Genomic DNA, 25,592 nt, shown 5'->3' with positions numbered 1-25,592 from the left:
GCCCGACTTGAAAATGCTTCCGGCGCCCGGACCCGTTCCGGGCGCCGCTTGACCCTCCGCGTTCTTCTGTCACATGCTTAGGCATTGAAGTATTGTCGGCCGCGCCAGCATGGGCGCGGTGAAGACGATCGGTCGGGAGAACGTCGGATGGTTGACGCTGCGGGTTTGACGCGCCGTGCCTCGCTTGGCCTTGCCCTGGCTTCGCCGCTGGTCGGCCGGGCTGCCTTCGGCCAGGGCGCGCGGGCGTCCCGACTCGTCGTGCCCTATCCGCCCGGCGGCACCACCGATCTCACCGCTCGGCTGATCGCACCACGCGCGGCGGAGGCACTCGGCGGTTCCTGGGTCATCGAGAACCGCTCCGGCGCCAACGGCGTGGTGGGGGCGGAGATGGTGGCGCGCAGCGCGCCGGATGGCACGACCCTGCTGTATTCGAACGAGGTGCTGACCGTGTTGCCCTTCGTGCAGCGCAACGTCCCCTTCGACCTGCAGGCGGATTTCACCCCCGTCGCGCGCACCGTTTCCATCCCCTATGTGCTGGTTGGCGGCGTCGGACTGGCACCGCAGGACATGGCCGCGCTGCTGGCCGGGCTGCGCGCCACGCCACAGCAGTTTTCCTTCGCCGGCTCCTCGCTCGGCTCGGTCGGTCAGCTTGCGACGGCGGCGCTGTGGCAGAAGCTGGGGGTGGAGAGCACCTTCGTCTCCTACCGTGGCACCGGGCCGGCGATGAACGACCTGATCTCGGGTTCGGTCAGCCTGTTCTTCGCGCCGCTCGGCCCGGCGATTCCGCTGGTGCGGGATGGGCGGCTGCGCGCCTATTGCGTCACATCGGCGACCCGCCAGCGCGTGCTGCCGGATGTGCCGACCCTGGTGGAATCCGGCTTCGCCGACATGGTGTATGAAGGCTGGACCGGGGTCTGGGGTCCGAAGGGGCTGGATGCGGCCTTCGTCACCCGCGCCAATGCAGCGGTGAACCAGGCGGCGGCGGAACCGGCCGTGGCCGCCCGCATGGCCGATCTCGGCCTCACCACACTGTCCGAAAGCGCCACGCGCTTCGCCGAGGTCATCGCCGCCGAGATCGCGCGCAACCAGGCGCTGGTCGCCGCGGCGCGCATCCAGCCGCAATAGCCGGGCGTCCGCGCCGGGCGGCCAGTTGCGGGCGGCTTGAAGGGTGCAGCCCAGGGTCGCGGCCATGGGTGACAATGCGCTTGTGGATGGTAGGATCAGGCCATGGCGGTCTGCAAAGCCGCTGATCCGTTCACAAAGGCGGCCGCGCGCAATTGTTTCCTTCCGCAGCGTCTCCGGACCCGCCTGACCACGGGGATCATCCGTCCGGTGCCGGCTGGCGCCGGCTGGGTCGGCTGGCACCCCTTCTCGCGCTGCTGCCCCTGGTGGCCTTTGGCCTGTTGCTGCTGGTCAGCCTCCAGGCGGAACGCCGGTCAGACCGCCAGGATGACGTGCTGCGCACCACGACCACGCTGGTCGCGGGCCTCGATTCCGAAATGCGCGCCGGTCTTCGCGCGCTGGATGCGCTGGCCGGATCCCAGCATCTGAAGACCGGCGACCTGGGCGGCTTCCGGCAGGAAGCGCAGCGCCTGCTGGCGCGGGAACCACAGTGGTACACCATTGCCCTGACCGACGGCGAAAGGCAGCTGCTGAACCTGCGCTACCCCGAAGGCGCCGCCCTGCCACGTGTCGAGGATCTGGCGGCGGTCGGCAGCGTGCTCCGCACCGGCCACCCGGCGCCGGGCGGGCTGATCCAGGGGCGGGTTTCCTTCCGCGTGCCGGTGCGGGTGGATGGCGCCGTGCGCTTCGCCCTGGTCGCGACGCAGGAGGCGACAACCTTCGCCCAGTTGATGGACCGCGCCGGCCTGCCTGCCGGCTGGTCTGCCCTGCTGCTGGATGGCGATGGCCGGCTGATCGCCCGCGCCGCCACCGGCCGGGCGGAGCCGGAGGCGCTGCGGCCGGCCCTGGCCCAACTTCCTGACCCTGTCGAGGTGAGCGGCATGCTGGCGCTGGCGCGGCCGGTCGGTGACAGCCGCTGGTTCCTGGTCGTCGCAGCGCCGCCGAGTGGCCTGGCCGCGGTGGCGATGTTCTGGCTGCTCGCCGCCCTTGGCGCTACGGCGGCGCTGGCCAGCCTCGGCCTCGCCACCCGCATCGCCCTGCGCGATCGGGGCCAGGACGCGCAGCGCGAGCGCCGGCAAAGCGAGGCGCTGGCTCGTGCCGCCGAACAGGACCGCCGGCGCAATGAGCTGATGCTGGCGGTCAGCCAGGAACTGCACGCGCCACTAACCGGCCTGCTCGGCTACTGCGACCAGCTGGCGCAGGCCGATCTGCCAGCACCAGCCCGCCTGCTGGTCGAACGGCAGCGCCAGGCGGGGCAGGCGCTGCTGGCCCTGGTGGGCGATGTGCTGGATTTCGCGCTGCTCGAGGATGGCAGCATCGCGCTCGAGGACGCCGATATCGAGATCGCGGCCCTGCTGGAGGAATGTGCCGCACTGATGCGGCGCCCGGCGGAGAACAAGGGCCTGGTGCTGCGGGTGGCGATCGACCCCGGCCTGCCGCGCTGGATTCGCGGCGATCCGCTGCGCGTGCGGGAGGTGACGACCAAGCTTCTGGACAACGCCATCCGGGCCGCCGCCACCGGCCAGGTGGTGCTCTCCGCCCGCCTGACGCCGCGACCGGAACGGGTGGAGATCGCGGTGGCGGATGCGGCACCGGCCATTGCCTTATCCGACATGTCGCGGCTGTTCGATCCAACGCGGGACCAGGGGTCGGAAGGCCCATCCCCAGCCTCATCCCAAGCTTCATCCCCTGGCGCGATCCCGGGCAGCGGGCTTGGCCTGGCAATCTGCCGTCGGCTGGTGGAGGCGATGGGCGGCGCGATCGGCGCGGAACGCCGCGAGGGGCAGGGACGGCGCTTCGTCTTCTGGGTACCCTTCCGCCCCGGTGCCTCCCCCACGCTGACCCGCGCCGGCACGCCGCTGCGGATTTTGGTGGCGGAGGATGTGGCGGCCAGCCGGCTGCTGCTGACCACGGTGCTGGAACGCGCCGGCCATACGGTGACCGCTGCCGCCGACGGCCCCGCCGCCCTGGCCGCGCTGCATGGCGCGAACTTCGACCTGGCGGTACTCGACCTGCACATGCCGAGCCTTGGCGGGCTGGGTGTGGCCCGGGCGATGCGGGCGCTGCCCGGCGAAAAATCCCGCCTGCCGCTGATCGCACTGACCGCCGACCCGGCCGAGCAGATGGAGGAAAGCTGCCGCGCGGCGGGCTTCGACGCCGTGCTTCGCAAGCCCTTCGAGACGCGCCGTCTGCTCGGCCTGATCGATGGGCTGCGCGCCCGCGCCGCGGCGCCGATCGGCGGGGCGCCCTGACGCCTTGAACCAGATCCCATTGATCGGAACCTGCGGCCGGCGGAGCCGGCCGAGGCCGCGAATGCGGCCCGCCGCCTATGCGGCGAGCCAAGCAGAGCGCCGGCGCTTGAGGCGCGGATCGGTCACGATCCGCGGGATTTGGTATTACTTCCGCGGCAGGACCTGCTCCGCCAGCGTGGCGAACCAGCTGGCGCCCACCGGCAGGATCTCGTCGTTGAAGTCGTATTTCGGGTGGTGGACCATCGCCTCGCCCTCACCCTTGCCGCCGCCGAGGAACAGATAGGCGCCGGGCTTCTCGTTCAGCATGAAGCTGAAATCCTCGCCGCCCATGGTCGGCTGCGGCAGCTTGCGGGACCGGGCCTCACCCACCACGGTGGCGGCGGCGCGGGCGGCGATTTCCGTGCTCTCCGGCTCATTCACCGTGGCGGGATAGGCGCGCGTGAAGCTGGCCTCGGCATGGGCGCCGAAGCTGGCGGCGACGCCGGTGACGATTCGCAGGAAATTCGCCTCCAGCAGATCGCCGACCTCGGGCTGGAACCAGCGCGCCGTGCCCTGCATCTGCACGCTTTCCGGGATGACGTTGAAGGTGAAGCCGCCCTTGATGTGGCCGATGGTGATGACGCCGGCCTCCAGCGGATTCACGTTGCGCGCCACCACGCTCTGCAGCGCCGTCACGATGTGGGAGGCGATGAGAATGGGGTCGATGCCGTTATGCGGCATGGCGCCATGCGCGCCGCGGCCGGTGATGGTGACTTCCAGATTGGCCACCGCGGCCATCACCGGGCCGGGGGCGTGCAGGAAGATGCCGGCGGGCGCGCCGGGCCAATTGTGCAGGCCGAAGATGCGGTCCATCGGGAAGCGGTCGAATAGCCCTTCCTTCACCATCACCTCGCCGCCTGCCAGATTCTCCTCCGCCGGCTGGAACACCAGGTAGACGGTGCCGGAGAAGTTGCGCGTCTCCGCCAGGTAGCGCGCGGCGCCGAGCAGCATGGTGGTGTGCCCGTCATGGCCGCAGGCATGCATGATGCCCGGGGTGCGGGAGGCATAGGGCTTGCCGGTGGCTTCCTCGATCGGCAGCGCATCCATATCCGCGCGGAAGCCGATGGCGCGGCCATTCGGGCCGCCCTGGCCATGAATCACGCCGACCACGCCAGTGGTGGCGATGCCGGTGATGACCTCGTCGCAGCCGAATTCGCGGAGCTTCGCGGCGACCACGCCGCTGGTGCGGGTTTCCTGGAATCCCAGCTCCGGATGCTGGTGGAAATCGTGCCGCCACGCCGTCATGTCGGGGTGGAATTCAGCGATGCGGTTGATGATGGGCATGCAGCGGCCTCCGGCTTGATCGTCCCTGTTTGGGACGGGTCCGGAGGCCGCGCAAGGCTCACACCACGGGGTTCAGGCGGTGGGCGGCAACATGAAGGCGAGGTCCGCACCCTGCGGTGCCTGGGTCACCTGTTCATGCACCAGCCGGTCCCAACCACGGGCGGGGGCCGGGGCCGGGGACCACAGCGCGCGGCGGCGTGCCATCTCATCCTCCGCCACCAGCAGCTCGATCCGGCGGTCCTTCACGGAAAGCCGGATGCGGTCCCCGGTCTCGGCCAAGGCGAGCGGGCCGCCGACCGAGGCCTCGGGCGCCACATGCAGCACGATGGTGCCGAAGGCGGTGCCGGACATGCGGCAGTCGGAAATCCGCACCATGTCCTTCACGCCCTGGCGGGCGAGCTTCTTCGGAATCGGCAGGTAGCCGGCTTCCGGCATGCCGGCCGGGGAGCGTGGGCCGACATTCTTCAGTACCAGGATGTCGGTTGCCAGCACGTCGAGCTCCGGGTCGTCGATCCGGTTCGCCAGATCCTCCAGCCCATCGAACACCAGGCAGCGCGCCTCCGTCTCGAACAGGGCAGGGGTGGCGGCGCTGCGCTTGAGGATGGCGCCGTCCGGCGCCAGCGACCCATACAGCGTGACGAGGCCGCCCACCGGGCTCACCGGCGTTTCGCGGGCGCGGATGATCTTGCGGTCGACGAAGTGGCTTCCATCGCCGATGCGGTCGCGCAGCGTCACGCCATCCAGGTCCAGCGTGTCGAGGTCCAGCAGGTCGCGGATCTCCCACAGCAGCGCCTGCATGCCGCCGGCGCTGTGGAAATCCTCCATGTAGCCCTCGCCGGTCGGCTTCAGGTCGACCAGCACGGGGGTGGTCTCACTGAGCTCGTCGAGGCGCTTGAGGTCCAGCTTCAGCCCGGCGCGGCCGGCGATGGCGGCCAGATGCACCACGGCATTGGTGGACCCGCCGATGGACAGCAGCACCCGCACGGCATTGTCCAGATTGCCCTGCGTCATCAGCGACAGCGGCGTGACGGGCTTGTTGATCAGCCGCACCGCCTGCGCGCCCGCTTCCTCCGCCATCCGCAGCCGGTCCGCATGCACCGCGGGGGCGGAGGCGGCATCCAGCGGCATGAAGCCGAGCACGCTGGCGATGCAGGCCATGGTGCTGGCCGTGCCCATCACGCCGCAGGTGCCGGCGGTGGTGGCGAGCTTGCCCTCCAGCGTCTTGATGCGCTCGCCGGTCACCTCGCCCGCCCGGTAGCGCGCCCAGTAGCGGCGGCAGTCGGTGCAGGCGGAAAGGCGTTCGCCGGCAAAGGACTGCGCCAGCATCGGCCCCACCACCAGCATGACGCTGGGCGTGCCGGAGGAGATGGCAGCCATGAGCTGAGCAGGCACCGTCTTGTCGCAGCCGCCCACCAGCACCGCCGCATCCATCGGCTGGTTCGCCAGCATCGCTTCCGTGTCGAGCGCCATCAGGTTGCGGTAGTGCATGGAGCACGGGGAGAGCGAAGGCTCGCAGATGCTGATGGTCGGGAAGGCCAGCGGCAGGCCGCCGGCGGCCAGCACGCCGCGCTTCACCGCATCGATCAGTTCCGGCGCCGTGCGGTGGCAATTATTGTAGTCGGACCCCGTATCGGCGATGCCGACCACGGGCTTGTCCAGCATGGCCTGGGAATAGCCCATGGATTTGGCGAAGGACCGGCGCAGATACAGCGCGAAATCGCGATCGCCGTAGTTGGAGGCATTCCTGCCCAGGCCGTGCGGTTTCGGCGCGTCCGGCTTGTCGGTCATTCTGGTGTCTCTCCCACGCTCCGGCGCCGCCCACCTTCAGTCCGGGTGGCTTTCCGGGCGGTGACAGACGACGCAGAGCTTGTTGCCATCGAGGTCGCGCAGATACGCCCCGTAGTAATCCGCATGATAATGCGGCCGCAGCCCAGGGCTACCCTCCTCAGCCCCGCCCTGCGTCAGGCCGGCGGCATGGACGGCGCGGACGGTGGCGCGGTCGCGCGCCTCGAAGGCCAGGGTGCCGCCATTGCCGGGACTGGCCGGGCGGCCATCGATCGGGCGCAGCAGCCAGAATTGCGGGCTGGAGTCCGGGTTGGCGGCGTAGCCGGCATGGCCTTGTGCCGCATCCGTGTGGAAGCGCGCCAGGCCGAGCGGGGCGAGCAGCGCATCGTAGAAGCTCATGGCGCGGGAGAAGTCATTGGTGCCGAGGGTGACGTGGCTGAACATGGCGGGGTCTCCGGTTGCTCGCACGGGTTCTGCCATGGCCGCGCCTGATGCGTCTTGCGGGCTAGCGTGGGTTGGCGGTATCCCGCTACCGCCATCGGAAAACCCCGGTTTCGCTTGACTTTCCGGCCCTGTCCCCCGATACAGCGCGCCAGACCGATACTCGGAATTACGAAGCAGATGCTTACTCGGCAAACCACCTCCATCAAGCCGGCGGAGGTCACCAAGAACTGGGTGCTGATCGACGCGGAGGGCCTCGTGCTCGGCCGCCTCGCCAGCATCATCGCCAACCGCCTGCGCGGCAAGCACAAGCCCACCTTCACCCCGCATGTGGATTGCGGCGACCATGTCGTCGTGATCAACGCGAAGAAGGTCCGGGTGACCGGCCAGAAGGCCGAGCAGTCCGTGTTCTACTGGCACACCGGCTATGCCGGCGGCATCAAGGGTCGCACCCTGGCCGAGCGCCTGGCCAGCCCGCATCCCGAGCGGGTGCTGGAGAAGGCGGTGGAGCGCATGATCACGCGTGGCCCGCTCGGCCGCGCCCAGATGCGGAACCTGCATGTCTATTCCGGGCCGGAACACCCGCATGCCGGCAACACCCCGGCCGCGCTGGATGTCGGCGCGATGAACCGCAAGAACGTCTTCGGCGCCCCCGCGAAGGCCGCCGCTGGTAAGGCTGCCTGAGCATGAGCGAGACCGAATCCACCCGCACCGGCGGGTCCCTGGCCGAACTGAAGGACCTGGTTGCGGCCGCCGGTGGCCCCGCCGCCGAGCCGGCAGCGATCGTCGCCCCGAAGCGTGACGCGCAGGGCCGTTCCTACGCCACCGGCCGCCGCAAGAACGCGATCGCCCGCGTCTGGGTGAAGCCCGGCAAGGGCAACATCGTGGTCAACGGCAAGCCCTCCACCACCTATTTCGCGCGCCCCGTGCTGCGGATGGTGATCGGCCAGCCCTTCCTGGTGGCCGACCGCGACCAGCAGTTCGACGTCTTCGCGACGGTGGTCGGCGGTGGCCTCTCCGGCCAGGCCGGCGCGCTGCGCCACGGCATCACCCGCGCCCTGACCTACTACGAGCCGGGCCTGCGCGGCATTCTGAAGAAGGCCGGCTTCCTGACGCGCGACAGCCGCGTGGTCGAGCGCAAGAAGTACGGCAAGGCGAAGGCCCGCCGATCCTTCCAGTTCTCCAAGCGCTGACGCCTCGCGGACGGGCGTCACGCCCGGCCGCATGGCTGGATATACAGGGGGGCAGGTCCGCAAGGGCCTGCCCCTCTTGCTTTTTCGGCCGCCGGAGGGCGGCATGCGTGCGATCCGAGGGAACACGACCATGGCCAAGGGCCCCATCCCCAGCGTCTTCATCGACGGCGAAGCCGGCACCACCGGCCTGCAGATCCGCGACCGTCTGGCGCATTTCCCCGGCATCGCGCTACGCTCCATCCCCGATGAGCAGCGCAAGGACCCAGCCGCCAAGCGCGCGCTGATGGCGGAGGTGGACCTCGTTGTCCTGTGCCTTCCGGATGTCGCCGCCAAGGAAAGCGCCGCCATGGCCGCTGGCCTGGGCGCCGAGGCGCCGAAGCTGGTCGATGCTTCCACCGCGCATCGGGTGGACCCGGACTGGGTCTATGGCTTCCCCGAATTGAACGCGGCGCAGGCGCAAGCGGTGGCCGGCGCGATGCGTGTCTCCAACCCCGGCTGCTACCCGACCGGTGGCATCGCGCTGATCCGCCCGCTGGTCGAAGCCGGCCTTCTGCCCGCCGACTATCCCATCACGGTCAACGCGGTCTCCGGCTATTCCGGCGGCGGCAAGCAGATGATCGCGGAGTTCGAGCCGACCCGCACCGCGGCGCCCTTCTTCCTGTATGGGCTGAATTTGGACCACAAGCATGTGCCGGAAATGCAGCGCTATGGCGCGCTGACGCGGCGGCCGATCTTCGTGCCCTCCGTCGGCGATTTCGCGCAGGGGATGCTGGTTTCCGTGCCGCTGCACCTCGACCTGCTGAAGGGCAAGCCGACGCCGGCCGACCTCGAAGCCTGCCTGCGCGCGGCCTATGCCGGCAGCGGCTGGGTGCGGGTGGCGGCGGCGGACCCGAAGGCGCGGCTGGCGCCGGAGGAGCTCAACGGCAGCAATTTCCTGGAACTGCGCGTGTTCGGGAATGTGACGCAGGGACAGGCGGTGCTGGTGGCCAAGCTGGATAATCTGGGCAAGGGTGCATCCGGCGCCGCGGTGCAGAATATCGGCCTGATGCTGGGCGTGGACGTCTCCGCCGCCCTGCCGCTGGCGGCCTGAAGCATTTTCAAGTCAGGCGGAATCGTCTGACGACTCGGAAAATGCGCATGAACTGGGAGAGAAGAACGACATGACCGGTCCCATCATCCCCTTCGAGGATAAGGTTCCAAAGATTCATCCGGAGGCCTGGGTGGCGCCGACTGCGATCGTCATCGGCGATGTCGAGATCGGGGAAGACAGCAGCGTCTGGTATCACTGCGTCCTGCGCGGCGACACCAACATCATGCGCATCGGCGCCCGCACCAACATCCAGGATGGCAGCGTGCTGCACCTGAATGCAGGGGCGGAGCCGCTGATCATCGGCGATGATGTCACCATCGGCCATGCCTGCATCATCCATGCCTGCACGCTGAAGAACCGCGCCTTCGTCGGCATGGGCGCCACCGTGCTGGACCGCGCGGTGATCGAGGAGGGCGGGATGCTCGGTGCCGGCGGCATGCTGCCGCCCGGCAAGGTGATCGGCCCGAATGAGTTGTGGATGGGCAGCCCGGCCAAGCTGGTGCGGGTGATGTCGGCCGAGGAACGCGGCAAGTTCGACCGCACGGCGCCGAATTATGTCGCGCTGGCCAAGCGGCATCGCGCCAGCCTGGCGCGGGGGTAAATGCGCGCCAGCCTGGCGCGGGGGTAAATGCGCGCCTCATTGGCGCGTGGGTAGCCGAACCCTACCTCGCCCCGCCGAGGCGTGACTTGGCGGGGCGTCCCGGGCGCCCCATTTCGCGGGAGTCTCGCACCCCGCCAGAAAGGGCCGCCCGCCATGCGATTTTCCCTTGCCGCCCTGGCCACCGGCCTGCTGCTGACCGCCGGCTGTGCGCCGATGCCGCCGCCGGAATCGGTGACCCTGCCGCCCTCCGCGGACTCGCCCGGCGTGGGGGACCCGACGCGTGGCGCCATCCTCGCCTCCTCCTACGCCTTCGGCAGGCCCTCCAGCCTGGCCGGCGACCCGGCCGCTGCGGCGGTGGCCTTGGCGCAGCTTGAATACCTCACCGTGGAGCTGGGTTTCGGCGGGGCCTGGCGGGACATGCATCCGCTGGTCTCGACCGAGCTGCGCCAGGCCAGGGCGGAGGCGCGGGCGGCGCTGGGCTTCCGGCAGGAGGCCTCGCCCCAGGTCGCGGTGGATTCGCTCCATGGCGCCGCCGCCGCGCTGCGGCAGGGCGATCGCGCCACGGCCGGCGCACGGCTGGCCGCGCTGACCGGGCCGGGTGGCGCCGATGCGGCGCTGGCCCGGCTGGCGGACCTGCCTCCGCTGCCCCGCGCCGCCGCGGCCACCGCCCGGGCGCGGGATGCCTTGAACCGGCGTGACAGCAATCGGAACCGGCTTGAGCTTCGCTTCTAAGGCGATCCCGGCGCTTCTGCTGCTCGCCGCCTGCGCAGCGCAGCCGCCGCCCATCCAGCAGGATGTGCCGCTGGCGATGCCGGAAGGTGCCGGAGACCCGATACGCGCCGCGGTGCTCGCGGCCGCTCCGGCCTTCGCCGATACGGCGGGTCTGGCCAATCGGCCGGCCGAGGCGGCGCGGCAGGCGGCGCGGTTGGAATGGCTGGCGGCTATGCTGGTGCAGCAACCGGATTGGCGGCGCGCTTCACCGCTGCTCGGGCCTTCGCTGCGCGCGGGACGCGCGGAGTTGCGGGCGGCGCTGGGCGTGCCGGAAACCATCGCGCCGGCCGCGGCTGCCGCTGCCATGCTCGGCGCGGCCCGTGCGCTTGAGACGGGTCAACCCTTGCGGGCGGAGGCGGCTCTGGACCCGGTCTCGGGCGGGCAGGGTGGGGCTGTGCTGCGGCGCCTGGCCGCGCTGCCGCCGTTTCCGCACGCCGCGGAGGCGACCGGCCTGGCGCAATCCGAGTTGCTGAATGACGGACGCTGGGATCTCGACTGACCCCGGACAGCACAACGGCCCCGTCGCGCGAGGCGACGGGGCCGTTGGAAGGCGCGAAACGCGGGCCGGATCAACCGGCCCGGCGCATCAGACGCGCTTCAGGTTGCCGGCAGATTCCTTGCCCTGCTGGCCGCGCTGAATCTCGTACTCGATCTTGTCGCCCTCGCGCGGGTCCTGAAGACCGGCGCGCTGCACATCGGAGATGTGCAGGAAGACGTCCTTGGAGCCGTCTTCCGGCTGGATGAAGCCGTAGCCCTTGGTTGCGTTGAACCACTTAACAGTGCCGATAGCCATGATGGAGGTGTTCCGTTCATGAGAGGGGCCGCATCGCGACATCGCGGTGCGGATCACGCTGAGGGGAAACGGACACCAGGCTCGGCACTCAATGGATGAGCAGGAGGGGCAGGCCGGACCAAACGACGATGACCCGGCTGATATGACGGCTGCACGCCGGGATTGCAACCCGTCATGGGGATTTCGGATGGGACCTCGCGCGTCTGCGATCCGCGGGGGGTCTTGCGGCGTCTGTAGCCTTGGCTACATACTGACGGTAAGGCAAGATCATCAACCCGAGACGACACCCATCCGCAACCAACCTGCGACACAGCAAGGGACAGACATGACCGGTTCCGCCTCTCGCCGCCGCCTGCTGGCTGCCACGCTCGGTGTTGCCACACTCGTTGCCACCGCCGATACCGCTGCCGCACAGGCACCGAAGCGCATCGTCGCCACCTTCACCGTGCTGGCCGATATGGCACAGAACGTGGCCGGGGAGGCGGCGCTGGTTGAAAGCCTCACGCGCCCGGGCGCCGAGATCCATGACTATGAGCCAACGCCGCTCGATGTGGTCCGCGCCCGCTCGGCCGACCTCGTGCTGTGGAACGGCATGGGGCTGGAGCGCTGGTTCGAGCGTTTCTTCAGCCGCGCCGGCACCACCCGCCAGGCCGTGCTGACGGAGGGGATCACGCCGATCGGCATCGGCCAGGGCCCGTACGAGAACCAGCCCAACCCGCATGCCTGGATGTCGCCCACGCTGGCGCTGATCTATGTCGAGAACATCCGCAAGGCGCTGGCCGATCTCGACCCCGCCAATGCCGCCACCTTCGCCGCCAATGCCGAGCGCTATGCCGGGCAGATCCGCGCGGTGGACGCCCGGCTGCGCGCAAGCCTGGCCCGCCTGCCGGCGGATCGCCGCGTGCTCGCCACCTGCGAGGGCGCCTTCAGCTACCTGACCCGCGACTACGGGTTGCAGGAGGCCTATCTCTGGCCGATCAATTCGGAAGATGAGGGCACGCCGCGCCAGGTCCGCGCGATGATCGACACGGTACGCCGCACCCGTGTGCCCGCGGTGTTCTGCGAAAGCACGGTGAATGACCGCCCGATGCGCCAGGTGGCGCGGGAGGCCGGTGCCCGTTACGGCGGCGCGCTGTTCGTGGACAGCCTGACGGCCGAGGACGGCCCCGCGCCCACCTACCTCAAGCTGCTGGAGGCCAATGCGGATATCATCCTGCGCGGCTTTTTCGGCAACCAGGCGAACCGCTGATGGACGGCGCGCTGGCGCGTCCGATCGGCACCCGGGCCGGCCTGTCCGTCGAGGGCGTCTCCGTGGCCTACCCGAACGGGCACCTGGCGCTGCGCGATGCCAGCTTCACCCTGGCCCCCGGCACGGTCTGCGGCCTGGTTGGGGTGAATGGCAGCGGCAAATCCACGCTGTTCAAGGCCATCATGGGCCTGGTGCGGCCCTCCGCCGGGCAGGTGCGGATCGGCGGGGAAAAGGTGCAGGCGGCGCTGAAGCGCAACCTCGTCGCCTATGTGCCGCAGGCGGAGGAGGTGGACTGGTCCTTCCCCGTCGGCGTGCGCGACGTGGTGATGATGGGCCGCTACGGCCACATGAACATCCTCCGCTTCCCGCGCGCGGTGGACCATCAGGCGGTGGATGCCGCGCTGGCGCGTGTCGGCATGTCCGATCTCGCGGAGCGCCAGATCGGCGAGCTTTCGGGCGGCCAGCGCAAGCGCGTCTTCCTGGCCCGCGCTTTGGCGCAGGGCGGCGAATTGCTGCTGCTGGACGAGCCCTTCACCGGGGTGGATGTGACGACGGAGGACGCGATTGTTGATCTGCTGAAGCAGTTGCGGGAGGAAGGGCGGATCATCCTGGTCTCCACCCACAACCTCGGCTCCGTGCCCACGTTCTGCGACCATGTGGTGCTGGTGAACCGCACCGTGCTGGCCGCGGGCCCGACGCCAGAGGTCTTCACCGGCCCCAACCTGCTGCGCGCCTTCGGCGGCGCGCTGCGCCAGCACAGCCTGCCCGAACAGGCCAAGGCGCATGCGCCGCTGGAGGCCGGGCACGTGGTGGTGCTGTCGGATGATGAGCGGCCGCTGGTGATGGCGCCGGATGGCCGGGTGCTCGGCCGGCTGACGCAGGATCTGTGAGGGTAGTGCGCGCGTGCTGAGCGAACTGCTGATCCCCTTCGAATACGACTACATGCTGCGCGCCATGGGGATCTCGGCCCTGGTCGGCGCCGTCGCCGGGCTGCTGTCCTGCTATGTGGTGCTGAAGGGCTGGTCGCTGATGGGCGATGCGCTGAGCCATGCCATCGTGCCCGGCGTGGTGCTCGCCTGGCTCGGCGGCATTCCCTTCGCCATCGGCGCCTTCGCCTCCGGCATGCTGGCCGCACTTGCCATGGCCGGGCTGCGCGGCCGCACCCCGATCCGGGAGGATGCGGTGATCGGCGTGGTCTTCACCGGCTTCTTCGGCCTCGGCCTGTTCCTGCTGTCGCTGTTCCCCTCTGATGTCCGGCTGCGGACCATCATCTTCGGCAATGTGCTGGGCATCGCGGATGCGGATATCGTCCAGATGGCGATCATCGCCGGCGTGGTGGCGCTCGTGCTGGGCATCTGGGGGCGCGACCTGATGCTGTCGCTGTTCGACCCGGTGCAGCTTGTCGCGGCCGGCGGCAATCCTTCGCATATGCGCATCCTGCTGCTGATGCTGCTGGCGGCCACCGCGGTGGCCGGGTTGCAGGCGGTGGGCGCGATCCTGGTGATCGGCATGCTGGTGACGCCGGGCGCCACCGCCTACCTGCTGGCGGATCGCTTCGGGCGGATGGCGGCGATCGCCACCTTCATCGGCGCCACCACCGGGCTGATCGGCGCCTATGCCAGCTACTTCCTGGATGGCTCCACCGGCGGCAGCATCGTGGCGTTGCAGGCGGCGATCTTCGTCATCGTGCTGGTCTTCGCGCCGAAGCATGGCATCCGTGCCAGCCGCCGCGCCGCCGCCAAGGCCGTGGAGAAAGCTGCATGATCGAGGCGCTGCTCCAGCCTTGGCAATACGGCTTCATGTACCAGGCACTGGCCGTCGGGCTGATGGTGGCGGGGCTGTCCGCCATCCTGTCCTGCTTCGTGGTGCTGAAGGGCTGGTCGCTGATGGGCGATGCGGTCAGCCATGCCATCCTGCCCGGCGTGGTGATCGCCTGGCTGATCGGCCTGCCGCTGGTGATCGGCGCCTTCGTCGCGGGCCTCACCTGCGCCATCGCCTCCGGCGCCATCCGCGCCACCTCCCGCGTCAAGGAGGATGCGGCGATGGGGGTGGTGTTCAGCGGCATGTTCGCGGTTGGGCTTATCCTGCTGACGCAGGTGCAGACCAATGTTCACCTCTCCCATGTCCTGTTCGGCAGCATCCTGGGGATCGAGGCCGAGGATTTCTGGACCACGCTGGGCATCGCCACCGCCGCCCTGCTGATCCTGGCCGTCCGCGGGCGGGACCTGGTGCTGTTCTGCTTCGATCCGGGCCAGGCGCGCATCGTCGGCCTGCATGTCGGGCGGCTGCGCCTGCTGCTGCTGACGGTGCTGGCGGCCAGCATCGTGGCAGGCGTCCAGGCGGTGGGCGTCATCCTGGTGGTGGCCCTGCTGATCACGCCCGGCGCCATCGGCGTCCTGATGACGGACCGCTTCGGCCGCATGGTCTGGGTGGCGGTGGCGAGTGCCTGCACCGCGACGGTTGTCGGCATCCAGGTGAGCTTCATGCTGGATGCCTCCACCGCCGGTTCCATCGTGCTGGCGCTGACCGCCATTTTCCTGGTGGCGCTGGCGGCGTCCCCACGCCACGGCTTGTTGCGGCGGCGCCGCGTCGCTGCGACATAATGTGAAGCCCGTGCCACAAATTGGCACCGGGCTGCCGCGGTGCTAGCTTCAGGCGATGACCACGGCCGATACCAGCGCGGAGCCTGATCCGCCCGACCTGCCCGATCACGGGCTGGAGGGGGCGGATGAGGCCGCGCGTCACGCCTCTGCCCGCACCGCCCGCGCCGCCGCGCTGGCGGAGGATTACGTCGAGATCATCGCTGATCTGCTGGAGCGCGACGCGGAGGCGCGGCCGACCGACATTGCCCGCCGCCTCGGCGTCACCCACGCCACCGCCATCAAGACCATCGGCCGTCTGAAGCGCGACGGCCTGGCCCATTCGAAGCCTTATCGCGGCGTTTTCCTGACCGATGCCGGTCACGAACTGGCCCGCCGCGTCCGCGCCCGGCATCAGACCGTGGTCGCCTTCCTCGCAGCCCTCGGTGTGCCGGCCGATATTGCGGAGTCGGATGCCGAGGGCATCGAGCATCATGTCAGCGACGCCACGCTCGCCGCCTTCGAGCGTTTCCTGGCCGAAGGAGGCAAGGCGCCCGAATGATCGACCTGCTCGATGCCATCCGCGCCAGCGTCCATGAGGCCTGGCTGATCCCGGCGCTGTATAATCTGGGCCTGATGACGTGGGAGGAGGAGGCCTTCGACTGGCTCGGCTTCGCCCTGCTCGGTCTGGTGCAGATCGCCGTTTGCATCGCCCTGTGCGGCACGCTGGAGAAGTGGCGGCCGGTGGAACGCTGGGATGACCAGGGCCCGGTGCACACGGATATTCTCTACACGCTGCTGATCCGCCTCGGCATCCTGCCGCTGGCGGTGTTCGTGCTGTTCCGGCCGATCCAGGTCTGGCTGCACGGCACCATCGTGGATTTCGGCGCGGTGCCGCCGACGCTGGAATCGCTGTTCCCGGCGCTGCGGGAGGCGCCGCTGGTGGCGCTCGCGGTCTATGTCGTGGTGCTGGATTTCGGCGAGTATTGGCGCCACCGGCTGCAGCACGCCATTCCCTGGTGGTGGGAACTGCACGCCGTGCACCACGCCCAGAAGCAGATGACCTTCTGGACCGATGACCGGAACCACCTGCTGGATGACGTGATCGCCGCCGTCTGGCTCGGCCTGCTGGCGCTCGCCATAGGCGTGCCGCCGGCCCAGTTCCCGGTGATCGTGCTGGTCACCCGCATCGTCGAATCGCTGTCCCATGCCAATGCGCGGCTCAGCTTCGGGCGGGTGGGGGAACGCCTGCTGGTCTCGCCGCGCTTTCACCGCGCGCATCACGGCGTGCAATCCACGGACGTGCAGGGGGTGAATTACGGCGTGCTGCTGCCGGTCTGGGACTGGATGTTCGGCACCGCCGACTGGAACCGCCGCCATTTCCCCGCCACCGGGGTTCCGGGGGCGGATGAGGCGATTGTCTCCGGCGGTTTCCTGGCGCAGCAGGTGGCCGGGCTGCGTGCCGCCTTCGGGCGGCGCCGGCGGATGCCGGAGCAGCCGTAGGGCAGGCTCAGGCCACCTTGGTCGGTTGCGCCAGCATCACGAACAGCCGGTGCGTCGCGATATCCACCTTGCGGCGCATATGGTCCTGCCAGGCGCGGGTTGCGGTGGCTTCGTCATGGTAGGGGCCGTGCAACTCCTCCGTCCCGGGCTCCAGGATGGTGAAGTTGGTGTCGGTGAAGACGCCACCCCAGACCACCCAGATCTGTCGCTCGTTCATCGCTGGTCCCTTGTTCATGCGGCAGTGCAGCAATACCGCGTTTCCCCGGTGGCCGGAAATGCCCGGTCCGGGAAACCCGTTTGAGCCTGCGCATGCGGGCCTTCACAACCGATGAAAAGGTGGCAGACCCGTTCTAGCGTTGGGTGCCGCGGGCGCGTCGCAGCATCTCCACCATCGCCGCAGGGACGTAAACCGTCTCCTGCGACTCGCCCGAGCCGATGGTCATCGCCACATAGCCTTCGCGTGGAGTCTTCGCGAAAAGGGCGTCCAGGTGCACCACCTGCACATCCATGCCACTGACCTCCGTGACCATCACGCGGCCGCCGCCGGCCAGGTTGCCCTGGCCCATTGGACCGTACTCGACCATCATGTTCTCCCCAGTGCCGGTGACGCGCGGGTAGCCCTGCGCGAGGGCGTCGGTGGCGGCAATCGGCGCGGCCAGCAGGAGGGCGGCGGCGGACAGAAGCATCGTGCGGATCGGAGTCATGTCGGTGTCTCTCCCGTTGCGTAGGCGGCAGAGTGCCGCGCTGGCGGCAGTTTTTCGGAAGCTGGGCCGGCCGTGCAGCCCTGATACGCCGGCGCTATCGGAACAATGCACGCGGCGCATGTGGCTGGTCATTCGCCACCGGCGCGGCGAAGCGCGTGCGGCGCAGAACCTCCACGAAACGTGCCAAAGGACCGGACCAGCGGCGGCCCACCACCGTCACCAGGCAGACCTGTCGCGCCAGCGGCGCATCGTCCACCGGCCGAAGCACCAGGCCGGACTGCACGGCGCTGAATTCCGGCAGGAAGCAGACGCCCATGCCGGCGGCGACCAGGCACTGAATCCAATCCTCCCGCTCACTGCGGCAGGCGCTGATCAGCCTGGCCCCGGCCGCGGACAGATGCTCCCGCAGCACGTCCCGATGCTCGCAATTGATCCGGGACAGATACGCCTGGCCATCCATGTCCTGCATGGTGATGGACCGGCGTTCGGCAAAGGGGTGGCTGGGCGCGCAGGCGACCAGGAAGCGCTCGGCATAAAGTGGCTCCGGCTTCAGGCGCTCGTGGTAGTCCGCCGGCTGTACCATTAGCGCGGCGTCGAGTTCTCCCTGCAGCAGCAGCTCCGCGAGGCGGTCAGGCGTTGCATCCGCCAGGCTGATATCGACACCCGGCTCCGCCACGCGGAAGCGCCCAAGCAGTGCGCCGAAGCGCTGTGGCCCGAGCGAGCACATCACGCCAAGCCGCAGGTCCGACCCCTGGAGGCGCAAATGCAGCGAAGCCTGTTTTTGTACCGAGCGGCTACGGGCAACGATATCCTCGATGCGCGGCTGCACGAGGCGACCCAGCGCGGTCAGGTGCGTCGTGCCGCCCTCGCGCGCAAACAGCGGCGCGCCAAGTTCCTTCTCCAGCTTCTGGATGCCGCGGGTGAGCGTGGGCTGCGTTACGCCGCAGAGTGCTGCCGCGCGCGTGAAGTGCAGCGTCCGACTTGCCGCAAGGAAGTAGCCCATCTCGCGCAATTCCATTGGCGTGCCCACCCCATGCTGCACGTGCTTCGCCCGGACGCGGCAAACGGTTCCACCACGGTATCACCCGCAGCGCGGTAGTGCCAGGAACGCGGCCGGGTCCACCGGCTCACCGCCCACCACCACCTCGAAATGCAGATGCGTGCCATAGGTGACGCCGCTGCGCCCGATCCGGCCGAGCCTTTCCCCCCGCGCCACCCGGCGCCGACCGGAGGCCAGGGCGGGGGCTATGGTGCCGAGATGCGCGTAGCGGGTGGCGAAGCCGCCTTCATGGCGCAGCTCCATCTCCAGCCCCGCCGCGCCCCGCCGCCGCACCGCGACCACCTGGCCCGCTGCGGCGGCCACCACCCAGGCGCCGGCCGGGGCAGGGATATCGATGCCGCGATGGTGGCGTGAGGCGCGCGGGCCGGCCACGTCGCGCTCGCCGAAGGGGGAGGAGATGCAGGCGGGGCGGAGCGGCGCTTGCAATACGCCGGGCGCCGGCTGGGCCAAGGCGGGTGCAGCCAGAACGAACAATCCGAACGCCAAGGCCCGCATGCAGAAATCCACCATCCCGGGCGGCGGTAGCGCCCCTCCCGGGATGGTGGCAAGGCTCAGCGCCAGTAGCGCCGGTCGTCGTCGCGGCGGTAATCGCGTTGCGGGGCGCGGCGATCGTCGTAGCGGGGCTGCGACTGGTCGTACAGGAAGCCACCGGCCGTGCCGGCGCCAGCACCCAGCAGCGCGCCGAGGCCGGCATTGCCGCTGAAGGAGCCGATGACGCCGCCAAGGGCGCCGCCACCCAGGGCGCCGGTCGCGACGCGCTGCTGGGTTGGGTTCATGTCGGCGCAGGCCGAAAGGCCAAAGGCGGCGACCAGGGGGAGAACGAGGCGCAAGGCGCGCATGATGGGTTTCCTTTCGCTCAGCGGGTCGGGCGGGTCGGGCGCGCCCGGTTGGACGCCGGCGTCGCACAGGGGAATTCCGCCTGGGCGTAGCGCAAGAAGCCATCCAGCGCCGGCTCATTGCCGAAGCGCGGATTGGCCCGCGCCCAGGCCGCGAAGCCGAGGCCGGTCTCCGCGATGGAGGGGCCGGGGCTTTGCACGCAGAACAGCGGCCGCGCCGGGCCACCCGCCGGGTAGAGCAGCGCATGGTACTGTGCCGCGCCGGTCAGGAAGCCCTGGCAATAGGCGATCGCCTCGAACCGGCGCATGCCCCGCACGCCGGGGTCGCAGACGGCGGCCAGGTCGCGTACGGTTTGCACATGGTCGGTGACGCTGGGCTCCTGGTCCGGTCCGCGCTGCCCCTGGGCCAGGGCGGCCGGGGCCGCCAGCAGGCCAAGTATGGCGGCTGTTGCCACTAGGCGCATCATCGTTTCCTTCCTTGGGAAGTGGAGTCGAAGTTCCTGCCCGGCAGCCGGCATCATGCGCCGGCTACGCAAGCATCCTGGTGACAACGCAACCCCTCGCGGTTCGTTCACCGCCCTTTCAAATTTCCTGGAACGATCGCCTTTACGGCTGCGCCGCGGCGACGCCCGGCACCGGGTCCAGCCCCAGCCTTCCGAGCCCGGGCAGCTTCAATGCCGGGCGGCGCAGATCCAGCCCGGCGACGGCGCCGAGGATGTTCACCTCCACCCCCTCCACCCAGCCCAGCGTCAGCCCGGCATAGCCGCCCAGCGTCAGCCGGACGCCGGTGCCGGAGCCGGTCCAGCGCAGCCAGCTTCCGTCATGCGGGAAATCCTTGCCGATGGCATTCGGTGGCAGCGTCGCCTGCACCCCCGGCACCGCATCCAGCACCGCGGCGACGAAGGTGTTGGAGTTGGGGCCGGGCCAGACGCGGTAGTCGCCGCGGTTCCGCCAGGCATATTCGGCGATGGCGGCCTGCATGCGGGGAATCATGGCTGCGGCATCCGGCCCATCCGCCGCGAAGACCAGTTGCGGCGCCCGGCCGAACCAGCGGCCATCGGCCTCGAATCCGTTGACGCGGATCGGGTCGCCCCAGGCGGTGTAGTCGTAGCGGGTATAGGCATCGGCCCCCTCGGGCTTGATGACCACCCAGCTATGCACGGCGAAAATACCGCGCCAGCGCACGGTGGGGGCGGCAAATACCCGCACCACTGCCTCAGGCTGTTGCGCCGCCGGCGGCAGCAGCCCGGCGCTGCTGCGGTCGGCCAGCCGCCAGGATGGGCCGATGCCGTCCCATTGGTAGATCGCCGCGGAAACGCCGAGCGGCAGCAGGAAGAACAGGGCGAACAGGATCAGGGCGGTTTTCAGGATCTGCATGTCCCGGCGGATTTGTGGTGCACCGCCGCGCCGCGCAAGCGTCCCCCTGGTTGACACCGGCGCCCGGGCGCGGCCTGTGCTGGCTGGAAACGGGGAAGGGCAGGGCCATGGAACTCGGCTTGAAGGGCAGGACGGCGCTGGTCACCGGCGCCTCCATGGGCATCGGCCGCGCCATCGCCCGAGAATTGGCCGCTGAGGGCGTGGCCGTGGCGATGCTGGCGCGCGGCGCCGACCGCCTGGCCGAGGCCGCCGCCGCCATCACCGCCGAGACCGGCAGCCGCACCGTGCCGATCGCCGTGGATCTTGTGGATGACGCGGCGCTGGAGGCCGCGCTGGCGCAGGCGCAGGCGGCGCTGGGGGCCATCGACATCCTGGTGAACAATGCCGGCGCCACGCCGATGGGCCGCATCGCCGACAGCGATGATTCCACCTGGCGCAAATCCATCGACCTGAAGCTGATGGGCTACATGCGCTGCGCGCGGCTGCTGGTGCCGCCGATGCGGGCGCGGCGCTGGGGGCGGGTGATCAACATCATCGGCCGCTCCGGCCACCAGCCGCGCGCGACTTATATCGTCGGGTCGAGCGTGAATGCCTCGCTGCTCAGCTTCACCCATGCGCTGGCGCAGGATTGCGCGGCGGATAATGTGCTGGTGGTCGGCGTCAACCCCGGCCCGATCGCGACCCCGCGCTGGGATGCGCTGATCAGCCAGGGCGCGGCCCTGGGTGGACCGGGCAGCGGGCGGGATCCGGCGGCGGAAAATGCGGCCGCCATCGCCTCCGTCGCCATGGGGCGGCTCGGCACGGCGGAGGAGGTTTCGGGCCTGGTGGCCTTCCTCTGTTCCGACCGCGCCGGCTTCATCACCGGCACCAATATCGACATCGATGGCGGCGGCACCCGCTGCATCTGAGGACGCCCACCATGCCCCATTTCGAGGTCTCGCCCGGCGTCACGTTGGCCTACACGGTGGACGATTTCACCGACCCCTGGGCGCCCGCCCCCACCGTGCTGCTGCTGCACGGCCTGGCCGAGAGCGGGGAGGCGTTTCGCGCCTTCGTGCCCGCCCTGTCGCGCCAGGCGCGCGTGGTGCGGCTGGATCTGCGCGGCTATGGCGGATCGACGCCGATGCCGGCCGACCACCCCTGGCGCTTCGACCGGCTTGTCGCGGATGTGGTGGCGCTGATTGGCCATCTGGGCGTGGCGCGCGTGCATCTGGTGGGCGGCAAGATCGGCGGCACCATCGCGCTGGCCGTGGCGGCGCGGCATCCTGAATTGGTGGCGAAGCTGGCGGTGCTCGGCGGCCCGGCATCCCTGACCAACATGGCCGGGCGCACACCCGGCTGGCGGGCGCAGATCGCGGCGGAGGGCGTGCCCGCCTGGGTCGCGGCCTCCAATGCCGGCCGCATGGGCACGCTGATGAGTGCGGCGGCGCTGGCCTGGTGGACGGAGATGATGGGCCGCACCGCCGCCTCCACGCTGGAGGGTTTCCTTCAGATGGTGCCGAGCGTGGATGTGACGGCGGAGGTGGGCGCCATCCGCGCGCCGACGCTGGTGGTGACCACCACCGGCAGCGGCCTCGGTTCGGTGGAGGAAGTGCGGGCGTGGCAGCAACGCATCGCCGGCTCCCGCCTCGTGGTGGTGGAGAATGACAGCTACCACGTCGCGGCCTCGGACCCGGATGCCTCGGCGGCGCTGGTGCGGGATTTCCTGTTCGGCTGAACACTCAGCGGCGGCGCGGCCAGGGCAGCAGGGCGGCCAGCGGCAGCAGGGCCATACCCCAATCCAGCGGCGTGCCGCGCGCCAGCACCGGCAGGGCCGCCAGCGCCGCCAGCCCCGCGGCGAAGGGCAGGGCGGCCAGGATCGGAGCCCCCGGCCCGGCCATCGCCCCAAGGCTGGCGCCCAGCAGCACCAGGGCCAGCGGCAGCGCCGGCCCCGGCAGCCCGGCCAGCGCCAGCCCACCCGCCATCAACGCCGCCGCCAGCACCGCGCGCCACCGGGCCAGCCGCAGCGCCAGCAGCGCGTAAAGGGCAACGCCAGCCAGCACCGGCGCCGCCTGCATCAGGTCGGGCAGGTTGCGCGGTGCGCCCGCCATCCACCAACCGGCGCCCAGCACGCCCAGCCCCGGCAACAGCCACGCTGGCGCCCGCCGCCACGCCAGCCCAAGCGCCACCAGGCCCAGCATCGCCAGCGCCAGCAGCGGCAGCCTCTCCGGCAATTGACGTGGCGAGGCCGGCAGCGCCCCGAACAGCCACCACCACCCCGCCAGCACCCCCGCGCCCAGCGCGATGGTGCCAGCCGCGCGCCACTTTCGGCTGAACAGGGCCAGGACCAGGGTGAGGGCCAGCGCCAGCGCGCCGGGAATCAGCCAGACAGGGATCGATGCGGGCAGGGACATGCGCGCAAAAGGCCGCGCCGTGGCGCCGCGCGCAAGCGTCACCTTCTGAAACTTGCCGCCCGCGCCGCGCCGCGCCACACCGGTTTCGTTGCAGCGACGAGGAGGCCCGATGGACCGCGAGACGAACGCCTTGCCGGGCACCCGCCGCCTGAAGGTCTGGGACCCCTGGATTCGAATGGTGCATTGGCTGATCGTGCTGCTGATCCCGTTCTCCTGGTGGACGGCGGAGACGCATCGCTTCGACCTGCATCTTTGGTCCGGCTACACCCTGCTGACGCTGCTGGTGTTCCGCATCGCCTGGGGTTTCGTCGGCAGCCACACCGCGCGGTTCCGCAGTTTCCTCGCCTCACCCCTGGAGGGGCTGCGCCATCTCGGACATTTCCGGCGGCGCCAGGCGGCGATCGAGATCGGCCACAATGCCGCCGGCGGCTGGATGGTGCTGGTGATGCTGGGGCTGCTGCTGGCGCAGGCGGGCAGTGGGCTATTCGCGGATGATGAGATCTTCACCCGCGGCCCGTTGGCGCGCGCGGTCGATACCTCGACCAGCGCGCTGGCCACCTCGATCCATCTGCGAGTGTTCTGGGTGATCGTCGGCGTGGCGGTGCTGCATATTCTCGCGATCCTGGCCTATCGCCTGGTGCGGAAGCAGAATCTGGTCGGGCCTATGATCACCGGCGCGCTGCGCCTGCCGGTGGCATATCGCGGCCCGGTGCCGCGCATGGGCAGCAATTGGCTGGCTGCCGTGTTGCTGGCGCTGGCGGCGGTGGCCGTCTGGGCGCTGGTGCAGTGGGGACAGGCGCAGGGCAGCGCCAGCGCCTTCGGGTGAGGGGCGGGCGCGCGTGATGCCCCCCTCACCCAACCCTCTCCCCCTGTTGGGGGGAGAGGGCCTTCAAGTTGTGGCTAGCGGGCGCGGAACTGCTGGTGGCAGGCGCCGCAGGTGCCGCCGGTGCTGCGCAGCAGGTCGGGCGAGATGCTACCCGATTCGGCGGCGGTCTTCAGCGAGGCCAGCGCCGTCAGCATGGTGTCCGTCCGGGTCTGGAAGCCGGCGCGGTCGGAATCGATCGCGGCCAGCGCGCGGGTCTGGCCCGGCTGGGTGCCCTGCGGCTGCGGCGGGGTGAGGCTGGCGGTCGGCACCAAATTGGGCAGGGTCTGCACGAAGGCGGACATCGCCTCGATCCGCGGCACCAGGGCGCGGGTATCGCCGCGCGATTGCACGGTGGCCGCCACCGCTTCCATCGTCTGGCCCATACCGCGCAGCCCGGCGCGGCGTTCCGCTACCACATCCTGCGCCACCGCCGCGCCAGCCATGCCGAGCACCGCTACCGCGCCGGCCGCCATCATCCACCCACGCATGCCTTGATCCTCTCCGATCGGGTCGCATCGAAGGTGCCAGCAAGCCGCCGGGGCCGCAACGATGCTGTCGTCCGCGTTGCATTTGGACATGTTCGGCCAGCCCCCTTGCCCTGGCGCGCGGCTGGGGCAAGGCTCCCGGGTCAAGAAAAATCCAAGGAGGAACAAGATGCTTCTGCGACGCAGCGCGCTCGGGATGGGCGCGGCCCTGCTGGCCGCCGGCCTGGCCACGCCGGCCTGGGCCTTCCCGGACCGGACCATCAACCTGGCCGTCGGCTTCTCCCCCGGAGGGTCCACGGACATCACCTCCCGCCTGCTGGCGGACCGGCTGGGGCCGGCGCTCGGCACCAATGGCCGGGTGATCGTGGAAAACCGGCCGGGTGCCGCCGGCATCATTGCCGCCGATTGGCTGCGTCGCCAGGCGCCGGATGGCCATGTGCTGATGCTGGTGGAGGCATCCTCCCACGCGCTGGCGCCGGCTGCCATCGTCGGCGGCACGCGCTACGATCCGGTGGCGGACTACACGCATATCGCCATGGTCGGCACCGGCCCGATGATCGTGGTGGCGCAGCCCAACCTGCCCGTCACCTCGCCGCAGGAGATGGTGGCGCGGATGCGGCAGGGGGTGCCGGAGGAACTGCCCTTCGCCTCCTCCGGCGTCGCCTCCATGCCGCATCTCTCGGCCGAGATGTTCGTCAATGTCCTGGGGCAGGGCGGGCGCTTTCCGCACATCGCCTACCGCTCCGGCGGGCAGATGGTGGAGAGCATCGCCAAGGCGGAGACGCAGTGGGGGGTGGCCGTGCTCGCCTCCGCCGCCGGCCAGGTGCGGGATGGGCGCGTGCGCGGCGTCGCGGTGACGGGGATGGAGCGCTTCCCCTCCTTCCCCGATATCCCGACCCTGAACGAGACGGCGCTGCCCGGCTTCGATCTGGAGAACTGGTTCGCCGTGATCGGGCCAAAGGACATGCCCGCGCCGGTGGTGGCCCAGCTCAACGCCGCGATCCGGGAGGCCTTGGGCCAGGCGCAGCTGCGCGAACGCCTGCTGGTCGCGGGCGTCGCCCCCTGGACCCGGCCGAACAGCCCGGCGGATGTCACCGCCTTCTTCCGGGCGGAGGTGGTAAAGTTCAGGGGTGTGGTGGCGCGCACCGGGGTGAAGCTGGAACCGTGACG

Annotated in this window: 31 protein-coding genes; 18 read left to right on the top strand and 13 right to left on the bottom strand. The window is 70.1% G+C overall.

All coding sequences use genetic code 11. The annotated features are described in order from the left end of the window. Nucleotides 1-147: 147 nt before the first annotated feature. Together ACFHNC_RS14605 and ACFHNC_RS14600 are read left to right on the top strand one after the other, a co-directional pair. The gene (locus ACFHNC_RS14605) at nucleotides 148-1,125 is read left to right on the top strand and encodes a Bug family tripartite tricarboxylate transporter substrate binding protein (protein ID WP_437169958.1); all 978 of its coding nucleotides are present in this window, start codon (nucleotides 148-150) and stop codon (nucleotides 1,123-1,125) included. A 263-nt stretch (nucleotides 1,126-1,388) separates the two neighbouring features. Then, on the top strand, nucleotides 1,389-3,374 hold the full coding sequence (locus tag ACFHNC_RS14600) for a hybrid sensor histidine kinase/response regulator (protein WP_437169957.1): 1,986 nt from the start codon (nucleotides 1,389-1,391) through the stop codon (nucleotides 3,372-3,374). Nucleotides 3,375-3,518: 144 nt separating this feature from the next. Here the strand turns inward: ACFHNC_RS14600 and ACFHNC_RS14595 are convergent, their stop codons facing one another. The 3 genes from ACFHNC_RS14595 to ACFHNC_RS14585 all read right to left on the bottom strand — a co-directional run bounded on the left by ACFHNC_RS14595 (nucleotide 3,519) and on the right by ACFHNC_RS14585 (nucleotide 6,926). Further along, on the bottom strand, nucleotides 3,519-4,697 hold the full coding sequence (locus ACFHNC_RS14595) for a M20 aminoacylase family protein (protein ID WP_437169956.1): 1,179 nt from the start codon (nucleotides 4,695-4,697) through the stop codon (nucleotides 3,519-3,521). 72 nt (nucleotides 4,698-4,769) lie between these two features. Continuing rightward, the gene (locus tag ACFHNC_RS14590) at nucleotides 4,770-6,485 is read right to left on the bottom strand and encodes a dihydroxy-acid dehydratase (protein WP_437169955.1); all 1,716 of its coding nucleotides are present in this window, start codon (nucleotides 6,483-6,485) and stop codon (nucleotides 4,770-4,772) included. A gap of 36 nt (nucleotides 6,486-6,521) precedes the next feature. Beyond that, a complete protein-coding gene (locus ACFHNC_RS14585; RefSeq protein WP_437169954.1) occupies nucleotides 6,522-6,926 on the bottom strand; it encodes a VOC family protein in 405 nt (134 codons plus the stop codon). A gap of 177 nt (nucleotides 6,927-7,103) precedes the next feature. On the opposite strand from ACFHNC_RS14585, the gene rplM reads away from it, so the two are divergent. The 6 genes from rplM to ACFHNC_RS14555 all read left to right on the top strand — a co-directional run bounded on the left by rplM (nucleotide 7,104) and on the right by ACFHNC_RS14555 (nucleotide 11,077). Continuing rightward, nucleotides 7,104-7,607, top strand: coding sequence for a 50S ribosomal protein L13 (gene rplM, locus ACFHNC_RS14580; protein ID WP_437169953.1), 504 nt, complete (start codon nucleotides 7,104-7,106; stop codon nucleotides 7,605-7,607). 2 nt (nucleotides 7,608-7,609) lie between these two features. Further along, nucleotides 7,610-8,116: a 30S ribosomal protein S9 gene (gene rpsI / locus ACFHNC_RS14575; RefSeq protein WP_437169952.1), complete on the top strand. Its 507-nt coding sequence runs from the start codon at nucleotides 7,610-7,612 to the stop codon at nucleotides 8,114-8,116. 130 nt (nucleotides 8,117-8,246) lie between these two features. Continuing rightward, a complete protein-coding gene (gene argC / locus ACFHNC_RS14570; RefSeq protein ID WP_437169951.1) occupies nucleotides 8,247-9,206 on the top strand; it encodes an N-acetyl-gamma-glutamyl-phosphate reductase in 960 nt (319 codons plus the stop codon). Nucleotides 9,207-9,276: 70 nt separating this feature from the next. Next, the gene (locus ACFHNC_RS14565) at nucleotides 9,277-9,807 is read left to right on the top strand and encodes a gamma carbonic anhydrase family protein (protein ID WP_437169950.1); all 531 of its coding nucleotides are present in this window, start codon (nucleotides 9,277-9,279) and stop codon (nucleotides 9,805-9,807) included. A gap of 153 nt (nucleotides 9,808-9,960) precedes the next feature. Further along, nucleotides 9,961-10,539 (top strand): hypothetical protein, encoded by a 579-nt coding sequence (locus ACFHNC_RS14560; RefSeq protein WP_437169949.1) that lies wholly within the window; start codon nucleotides 9,961-9,963, stop codon nucleotides 10,537-10,539. Then, entirely contained in the window at nucleotides 10,523-11,077 is a 555-nt protein-coding gene (locus ACFHNC_RS14555) for a hypothetical protein (protein ID WP_437169948.1), read from the top strand. Before ACFHNC_RS14560 ends, ACFHNC_RS14555 begins: the two co-directional genes overlap by 17 nt. Nucleotides 11,078-11,164: 87 nt before the next feature. Here the strand turns inward: ACFHNC_RS14555 and ACFHNC_RS14550 are convergent, their stop codons facing one another. Beyond that, complete coding sequence (locus tag ACFHNC_RS14550) at nucleotides 11,165-11,371, bottom strand: cold-shock protein (protein ID WP_168051108.1); 207 nt, start codon at nucleotides 11,369-11,371, stop codon at nucleotides 11,165-11,167. A 325-nt stretch (nucleotides 11,372-11,696) separates the two neighbouring features. Here ACFHNC_RS14550 and ACFHNC_RS14545 point away from each other — a divergent pair, with 325 nt between their 5' ends. Genes ACFHNC_RS14545 through ACFHNC_RS14520 form a run of 6 tightly spaced genes read left to right on the top strand, consistent with a single transcriptional unit; the run spans nucleotide 11,697 to nucleotide 16,702 of the window. After that, the gene (locus ACFHNC_RS14545; protein ID WP_437169947.1) at nucleotides 11,697-12,620 is read left to right on the top strand and encodes a metal ABC transporter substrate-binding protein; all 924 of its coding nucleotides are present in this window, start codon (nucleotides 11,697-11,699) and stop codon (nucleotides 12,618-12,620) included. Further along, entirely contained in the window at nucleotides 12,620-13,510 is an 891-nt protein-coding gene (locus tag ACFHNC_RS14540) for a metal ABC transporter ATP-binding protein (protein ID WP_437169946.1), read from the top strand. Before ACFHNC_RS14545 ends, ACFHNC_RS14540 begins: the two co-directional genes overlap by 1 nt. Before the next feature lie 13 nt (nucleotides 13,511-13,523). Then, nucleotides 13,524-14,384, top strand: coding sequence for a metal ABC transporter permease (locus ACFHNC_RS14535; protein WP_437169945.1), 861 nt, complete (start codon nucleotides 13,524-13,526; stop codon nucleotides 14,382-14,384). Continuing rightward, on the top strand, nucleotides 14,381-15,223 hold the full coding sequence (locus ACFHNC_RS14530) for a metal ABC transporter permease (RefSeq protein ID WP_437169944.1): 843 nt from the start codon (nucleotides 14,381-14,383) through the stop codon (nucleotides 15,221-15,223). The genes ACFHNC_RS14535 and ACFHNC_RS14530 overlap by 4 nt, the downstream gene beginning before the upstream one ends. Before the next feature lie 55 nt (nucleotides 15,224-15,278). Continuing rightward, entirely contained in the window at nucleotides 15,279-15,761 is a 483-nt protein-coding gene (gene mntR, locus ACFHNC_RS14525) for a manganese-binding transcriptional regulator MntR (protein ID WP_437169943.1), read from the top strand. Then, the gene (locus tag ACFHNC_RS14520) at nucleotides 15,758-16,702 is read left to right on the top strand and encodes a sterol desaturase family protein (protein WP_437169942.1); all 945 of its coding nucleotides are present in this window, start codon (nucleotides 15,758-15,760) and stop codon (nucleotides 16,700-16,702) included. Before mntR ends, ACFHNC_RS14520 begins: the two co-directional genes overlap by 4 nt. Before the next feature lie 7 nt (nucleotides 16,703-16,709). On the opposite strand, the gene ACFHNC_RS14515 is transcribed toward ACFHNC_RS14520, so the two are convergent. From ACFHNC_RS14515 to ACFHNC_RS14485, 7 genes are all read right to left on the bottom strand, one after another. Continuing rightward, nucleotides 16,710-16,919, bottom strand: a complete 210-nt coding sequence (locus tag ACFHNC_RS14515; RefSeq protein ID WP_437169941.1) for a DUF4170 domain-containing protein — start codon at nucleotides 16,917-16,919, stop codon at nucleotides 16,710-16,712. Nucleotides 16,920-17,052: 133 nt separating this feature from the next. Continuing rightward, on the bottom strand, nucleotides 17,053-17,406 hold the full coding sequence (locus ACFHNC_RS14510) for a hypothetical protein (RefSeq protein ID WP_437169940.1): 354 nt from the start codon (nucleotides 17,404-17,406) through the stop codon (nucleotides 17,053-17,055). Between the two features lie 94 nt (nucleotides 17,407-17,500). Further along, complete coding sequence (locus ACFHNC_RS14505) at nucleotides 17,501-18,448, bottom strand: LysR family transcriptional regulator (RefSeq protein ID WP_437169939.1); 948 nt, start codon at nucleotides 18,446-18,448, stop codon at nucleotides 17,501-17,503. Between the two features lie 39 nt (nucleotides 18,449-18,487). Continuing rightward, the gene (locus tag ACFHNC_RS14500) at nucleotides 18,488-18,961 is read right to left on the bottom strand and encodes a M23 family metallopeptidase (RefSeq protein ID WP_437169938.1); all 474 of its coding nucleotides are present in this window, start codon (nucleotides 18,959-18,961) and stop codon (nucleotides 18,488-18,490) included. Nucleotides 18,962-19,017: 56 nt separating this feature from the next. Next, nucleotides 19,018-19,305 carry a hypothetical protein gene (locus tag ACFHNC_RS14495; RefSeq protein WP_437169937.1) on the bottom strand — a complete coding sequence of 96 codons (288 nt, stop codon included), beginning with the start codon at nucleotides 19,303-19,305 and terminating at the stop codon, nucleotides 19,018-19,020. Between the two features lie 17 nt (nucleotides 19,306-19,322). Continuing rightward, nucleotides 19,323-19,769: a Rap1a/Tai family immunity protein gene (locus tag ACFHNC_RS14490; protein WP_437169936.1), complete on the bottom strand. Its 447-nt coding sequence runs from the start codon at nucleotides 19,767-19,769 to the stop codon at nucleotides 19,323-19,325. A 139-nt stretch (nucleotides 19,770-19,908) separates the two neighbouring features. Continuing rightward, the gene (locus ACFHNC_RS14485) at nucleotides 19,909-20,679 is read right to left on the bottom strand and encodes a DUF3750 domain-containing protein (protein WP_437169935.1); all 771 of its coding nucleotides are present in this window, start codon (nucleotides 20,677-20,679) and stop codon (nucleotides 19,909-19,911) included. Between the two features lie 107 nt (nucleotides 20,680-20,786). Here ACFHNC_RS14485 and ACFHNC_RS14480 point away from each other — a divergent pair, with 107 nt between their 5' ends. Both ACFHNC_RS14480 and ACFHNC_RS14475 read left to right on the top strand, forming a co-directional pair. Next, complete coding sequence (locus ACFHNC_RS14480; RefSeq protein WP_437169934.1) at nucleotides 20,787-21,587, top strand: SDR family NAD(P)-dependent oxidoreductase; 801 nt, start codon at nucleotides 20,787-20,789, stop codon at nucleotides 21,585-21,587. An 11-nt stretch (nucleotides 21,588-21,598) separates the two neighbouring features. Next, nucleotides 21,599-22,396, top strand: coding sequence for an alpha/beta fold hydrolase (locus ACFHNC_RS14475; RefSeq protein ID WP_437169933.1), 798 nt, complete (start codon nucleotides 21,599-21,601; stop codon nucleotides 22,394-22,396). Nucleotides 22,397-22,400: 4 nt separating this feature from the next. Here ACFHNC_RS14475 and ACFHNC_RS14470 read toward each other — a convergent pair whose 3' ends face one another. Then, nucleotides 22,401-23,072 (bottom strand): hypothetical protein, encoded by a 672-nt coding sequence (locus tag ACFHNC_RS14470; RefSeq protein ID WP_437169932.1) that lies wholly within the window; start codon nucleotides 23,070-23,072, stop codon nucleotides 22,401-22,403. Between the two features lie 109 nt (nucleotides 23,073-23,181). Between ACFHNC_RS14470 and ACFHNC_RS14465 the strand changes: the two genes are divergently transcribed. Next, on the top strand, nucleotides 23,182-23,898 hold the full coding sequence (locus ACFHNC_RS14465; RefSeq protein ID WP_437169931.1) for a cytochrome b/b6 domain-containing protein: 717 nt from the start codon (nucleotides 23,182-23,184) through the stop codon (nucleotides 23,896-23,898). 74 nt (nucleotides 23,899-23,972) lie between these two features. Here the strand turns inward: ACFHNC_RS14465 and ACFHNC_RS14460 are convergent, their stop codons facing one another. Continuing rightward, nucleotides 23,973-24,425, bottom strand: coding sequence for a cytochrome c (locus ACFHNC_RS14460; protein ID WP_437169930.1), 453 nt, complete (start codon nucleotides 24,423-24,425; stop codon nucleotides 23,973-23,975). 166 nt (nucleotides 24,426-24,591) lie between these two features. On the opposite strand from ACFHNC_RS14460, the gene ACFHNC_RS14455 reads away from it, so the two are divergent. Then, nucleotides 24,592-25,590, top strand: a complete 999-nt coding sequence (locus ACFHNC_RS14455; RefSeq protein ID WP_437169929.1) for a Bug family tripartite tricarboxylate transporter substrate binding protein — start codon at nucleotides 24,592-24,594, stop codon at nucleotides 25,588-25,590. Nucleotides 25,591-25,592 lie beyond the last annotated feature (2 nt).

Origin of the sequence: Falsiroseomonas sp. E2-1-a4 (genome assembly GCF_051433165.1) — a bacterium.
In the GTDB taxonomy this organism is placed as follows: Bacteria; Pseudomonadota; Alphaproteobacteria; order Acetobacterales; family Acetobacteraceae; genus Falsiroseomonas.
This window is presented reverse-complemented; position numbering and strand designations above follow the sequence as displayed.

Coding starts and splice junctions, on each gene's coding strand:
- ACFHNC_RS14530 (WP_437169944.1), top strand. CDS start 14,381: ATGATCGAGGCGCTGCTCCAGCCTTGGCAATACGGCTTCATGTACCAG.
- rplM (WP_437169953.1), top strand. CDS start 7,104: ATGCTTACTCGGCAAACCACCTCCATCAAGCCGGCGGAGGTCACCAAG.
- ACFHNC_RS14565 (WP_437169950.1), top strand. CDS start 9,277: ATGACCGGTCCCATCATCCCCTTCGAGGATAAGGTTCCAAAGATTCAT.
- mntR (WP_437169943.1), top strand. CDS start 15,279: ATGACCACGGCCGATACCAGCGCGGAGCCTGATCCGCCCGACCTGCCC.
- ACFHNC_RS14475 (WP_437169933.1), top strand. CDS start 21,599: ATGCCCCATTTCGAGGTCTCGCCCGGCGTCACGTTGGCCTACACGGTG.
- ACFHNC_RS14585 (WP_437169954.1), bottom strand. CDS start 6,926: ATGTTCAGCCACGTCACCCTCGGCACCAATGACTTCTCCCGCGCCATG.
- ACFHNC_RS14595 (WP_437169956.1), bottom strand. CDS start 4,697: ATGCCCATCATCAACCGCATCGCTGAATTCCACCCCGACATGACGGCG.
- ACFHNC_RS14515 (WP_437169941.1), bottom strand. CDS start 16,919: ATGAACGAGCGACAGATCTGGGTGGTCTGGGGTGGCGTCTTCACCGAC.
- ACFHNC_RS14480 (WP_437169934.1), top strand. CDS start 20,787: ATGGAACTCGGCTTGAAGGGCAGGACGGCGCTGGTCACCGGCGCCTCC.
- ACFHNC_RS14590 (WP_437169955.1), bottom strand. CDS start 6,485: ATGACCGACAAGCCGGACGCGCCGAAACCGCACGGCCTGGGCAGGAAT.
- ACFHNC_RS14460 (WP_437169930.1), bottom strand. CDS start 24,425: ATGCGTGGGTGGATGATGGCGGCCGGCGCGGTAGCGGTGCTCGGCATG.
- ACFHNC_RS14455 (WP_437169929.1), top strand. CDS start 24,592: ATGCTTCTGCGACGCAGCGCGCTCGGGATGGGCGCGGCCCTGCTGGCC.
- ACFHNC_RS14550 (WP_168051108.1), bottom strand. CDS start 11,371: ATGGCTATCGGCACTGTTAAGTGGTTCAACGCAACCAAGGGCTACGGC.
- ACFHNC_RS14495 (WP_437169937.1), bottom strand. CDS start 19,305: ATGCGCGCCTTGCGCCTCGTTCTCCCCCTGGTCGCCGCCTTTGGCCTT.
- ACFHNC_RS14560 (WP_437169949.1), top strand. CDS start 9,961: ATGCGATTTTCCCTTGCCGCCCTGGCCACCGGCCTGCTGCTGACCGCC.
- ACFHNC_RS14540 (WP_437169946.1), top strand. CDS start 12,620: ATGGACGGCGCGCTGGCGCGTCCGATCGGCACCCGGGCCGGCCTGTCC.
- ACFHNC_RS14510 (WP_437169940.1), bottom strand. CDS start 17,406: ATGACTCCGATCCGCACGATGCTTCTGTCCGCCGCCGCCCTCCTGCTG.
- ACFHNC_RS14520 (WP_437169942.1), top strand. CDS start 15,758: ATGATCGACCTGCTCGATGCCATCCGCGCCAGCGTCCATGAGGCCTGG.
- argC (WP_437169951.1), top strand. CDS start 8,247: ATGGCCAAGGGCCCCATCCCCAGCGTCTTCATCGACGGCGAAGCCGGC.
- ACFHNC_RS14605 (WP_437169958.1), top strand. CDS start 148: ATGGTTGACGCTGCGGGTTTGACGCGCCGTGCCTCGCTTGGCCTTGCC.
- ACFHNC_RS14490 (WP_437169936.1), bottom strand. CDS start 19,769: ATGATGCGCCTAGTGGCAACAGCCGCCATACTTGGCCTGCTGGCGGCC.
- ACFHNC_RS14470 (WP_437169932.1), bottom strand. CDS start 23,072: ATGTCCCTGCCCGCATCGATCCCTGTCTGGCTGATTCCCGGCGCGCTG.
- rpsI (WP_437169952.1), top strand. CDS start 7,610: ATGAGCGAGACCGAATCCACCCGCACCGGCGGGTCCCTGGCCGAACTG.
- ACFHNC_RS14465 (WP_437169931.1), top strand. CDS start 23,182: ATGGACCGCGAGACGAACGCCTTGCCGGGCACCCGCCGCCTGAAGGTC.
- ACFHNC_RS14485 (WP_437169935.1), bottom strand. CDS start 20,679: ATGCAGATCCTGAAAACCGCCCTGATCCTGTTCGCCCTGTTCTTCCTG.
- ACFHNC_RS14545 (WP_437169947.1), top strand. CDS start 11,697: ATGACCGGTTCCGCCTCTCGCCGCCGCCTGCTGGCTGCCACGCTCGGT.
- ACFHNC_RS14500 (WP_437169938.1), bottom strand. CDS start 18,961: ATGCGGGCCTTGGCGTTCGGATTGTTCGTTCTGGCTGCACCCGCCTTG.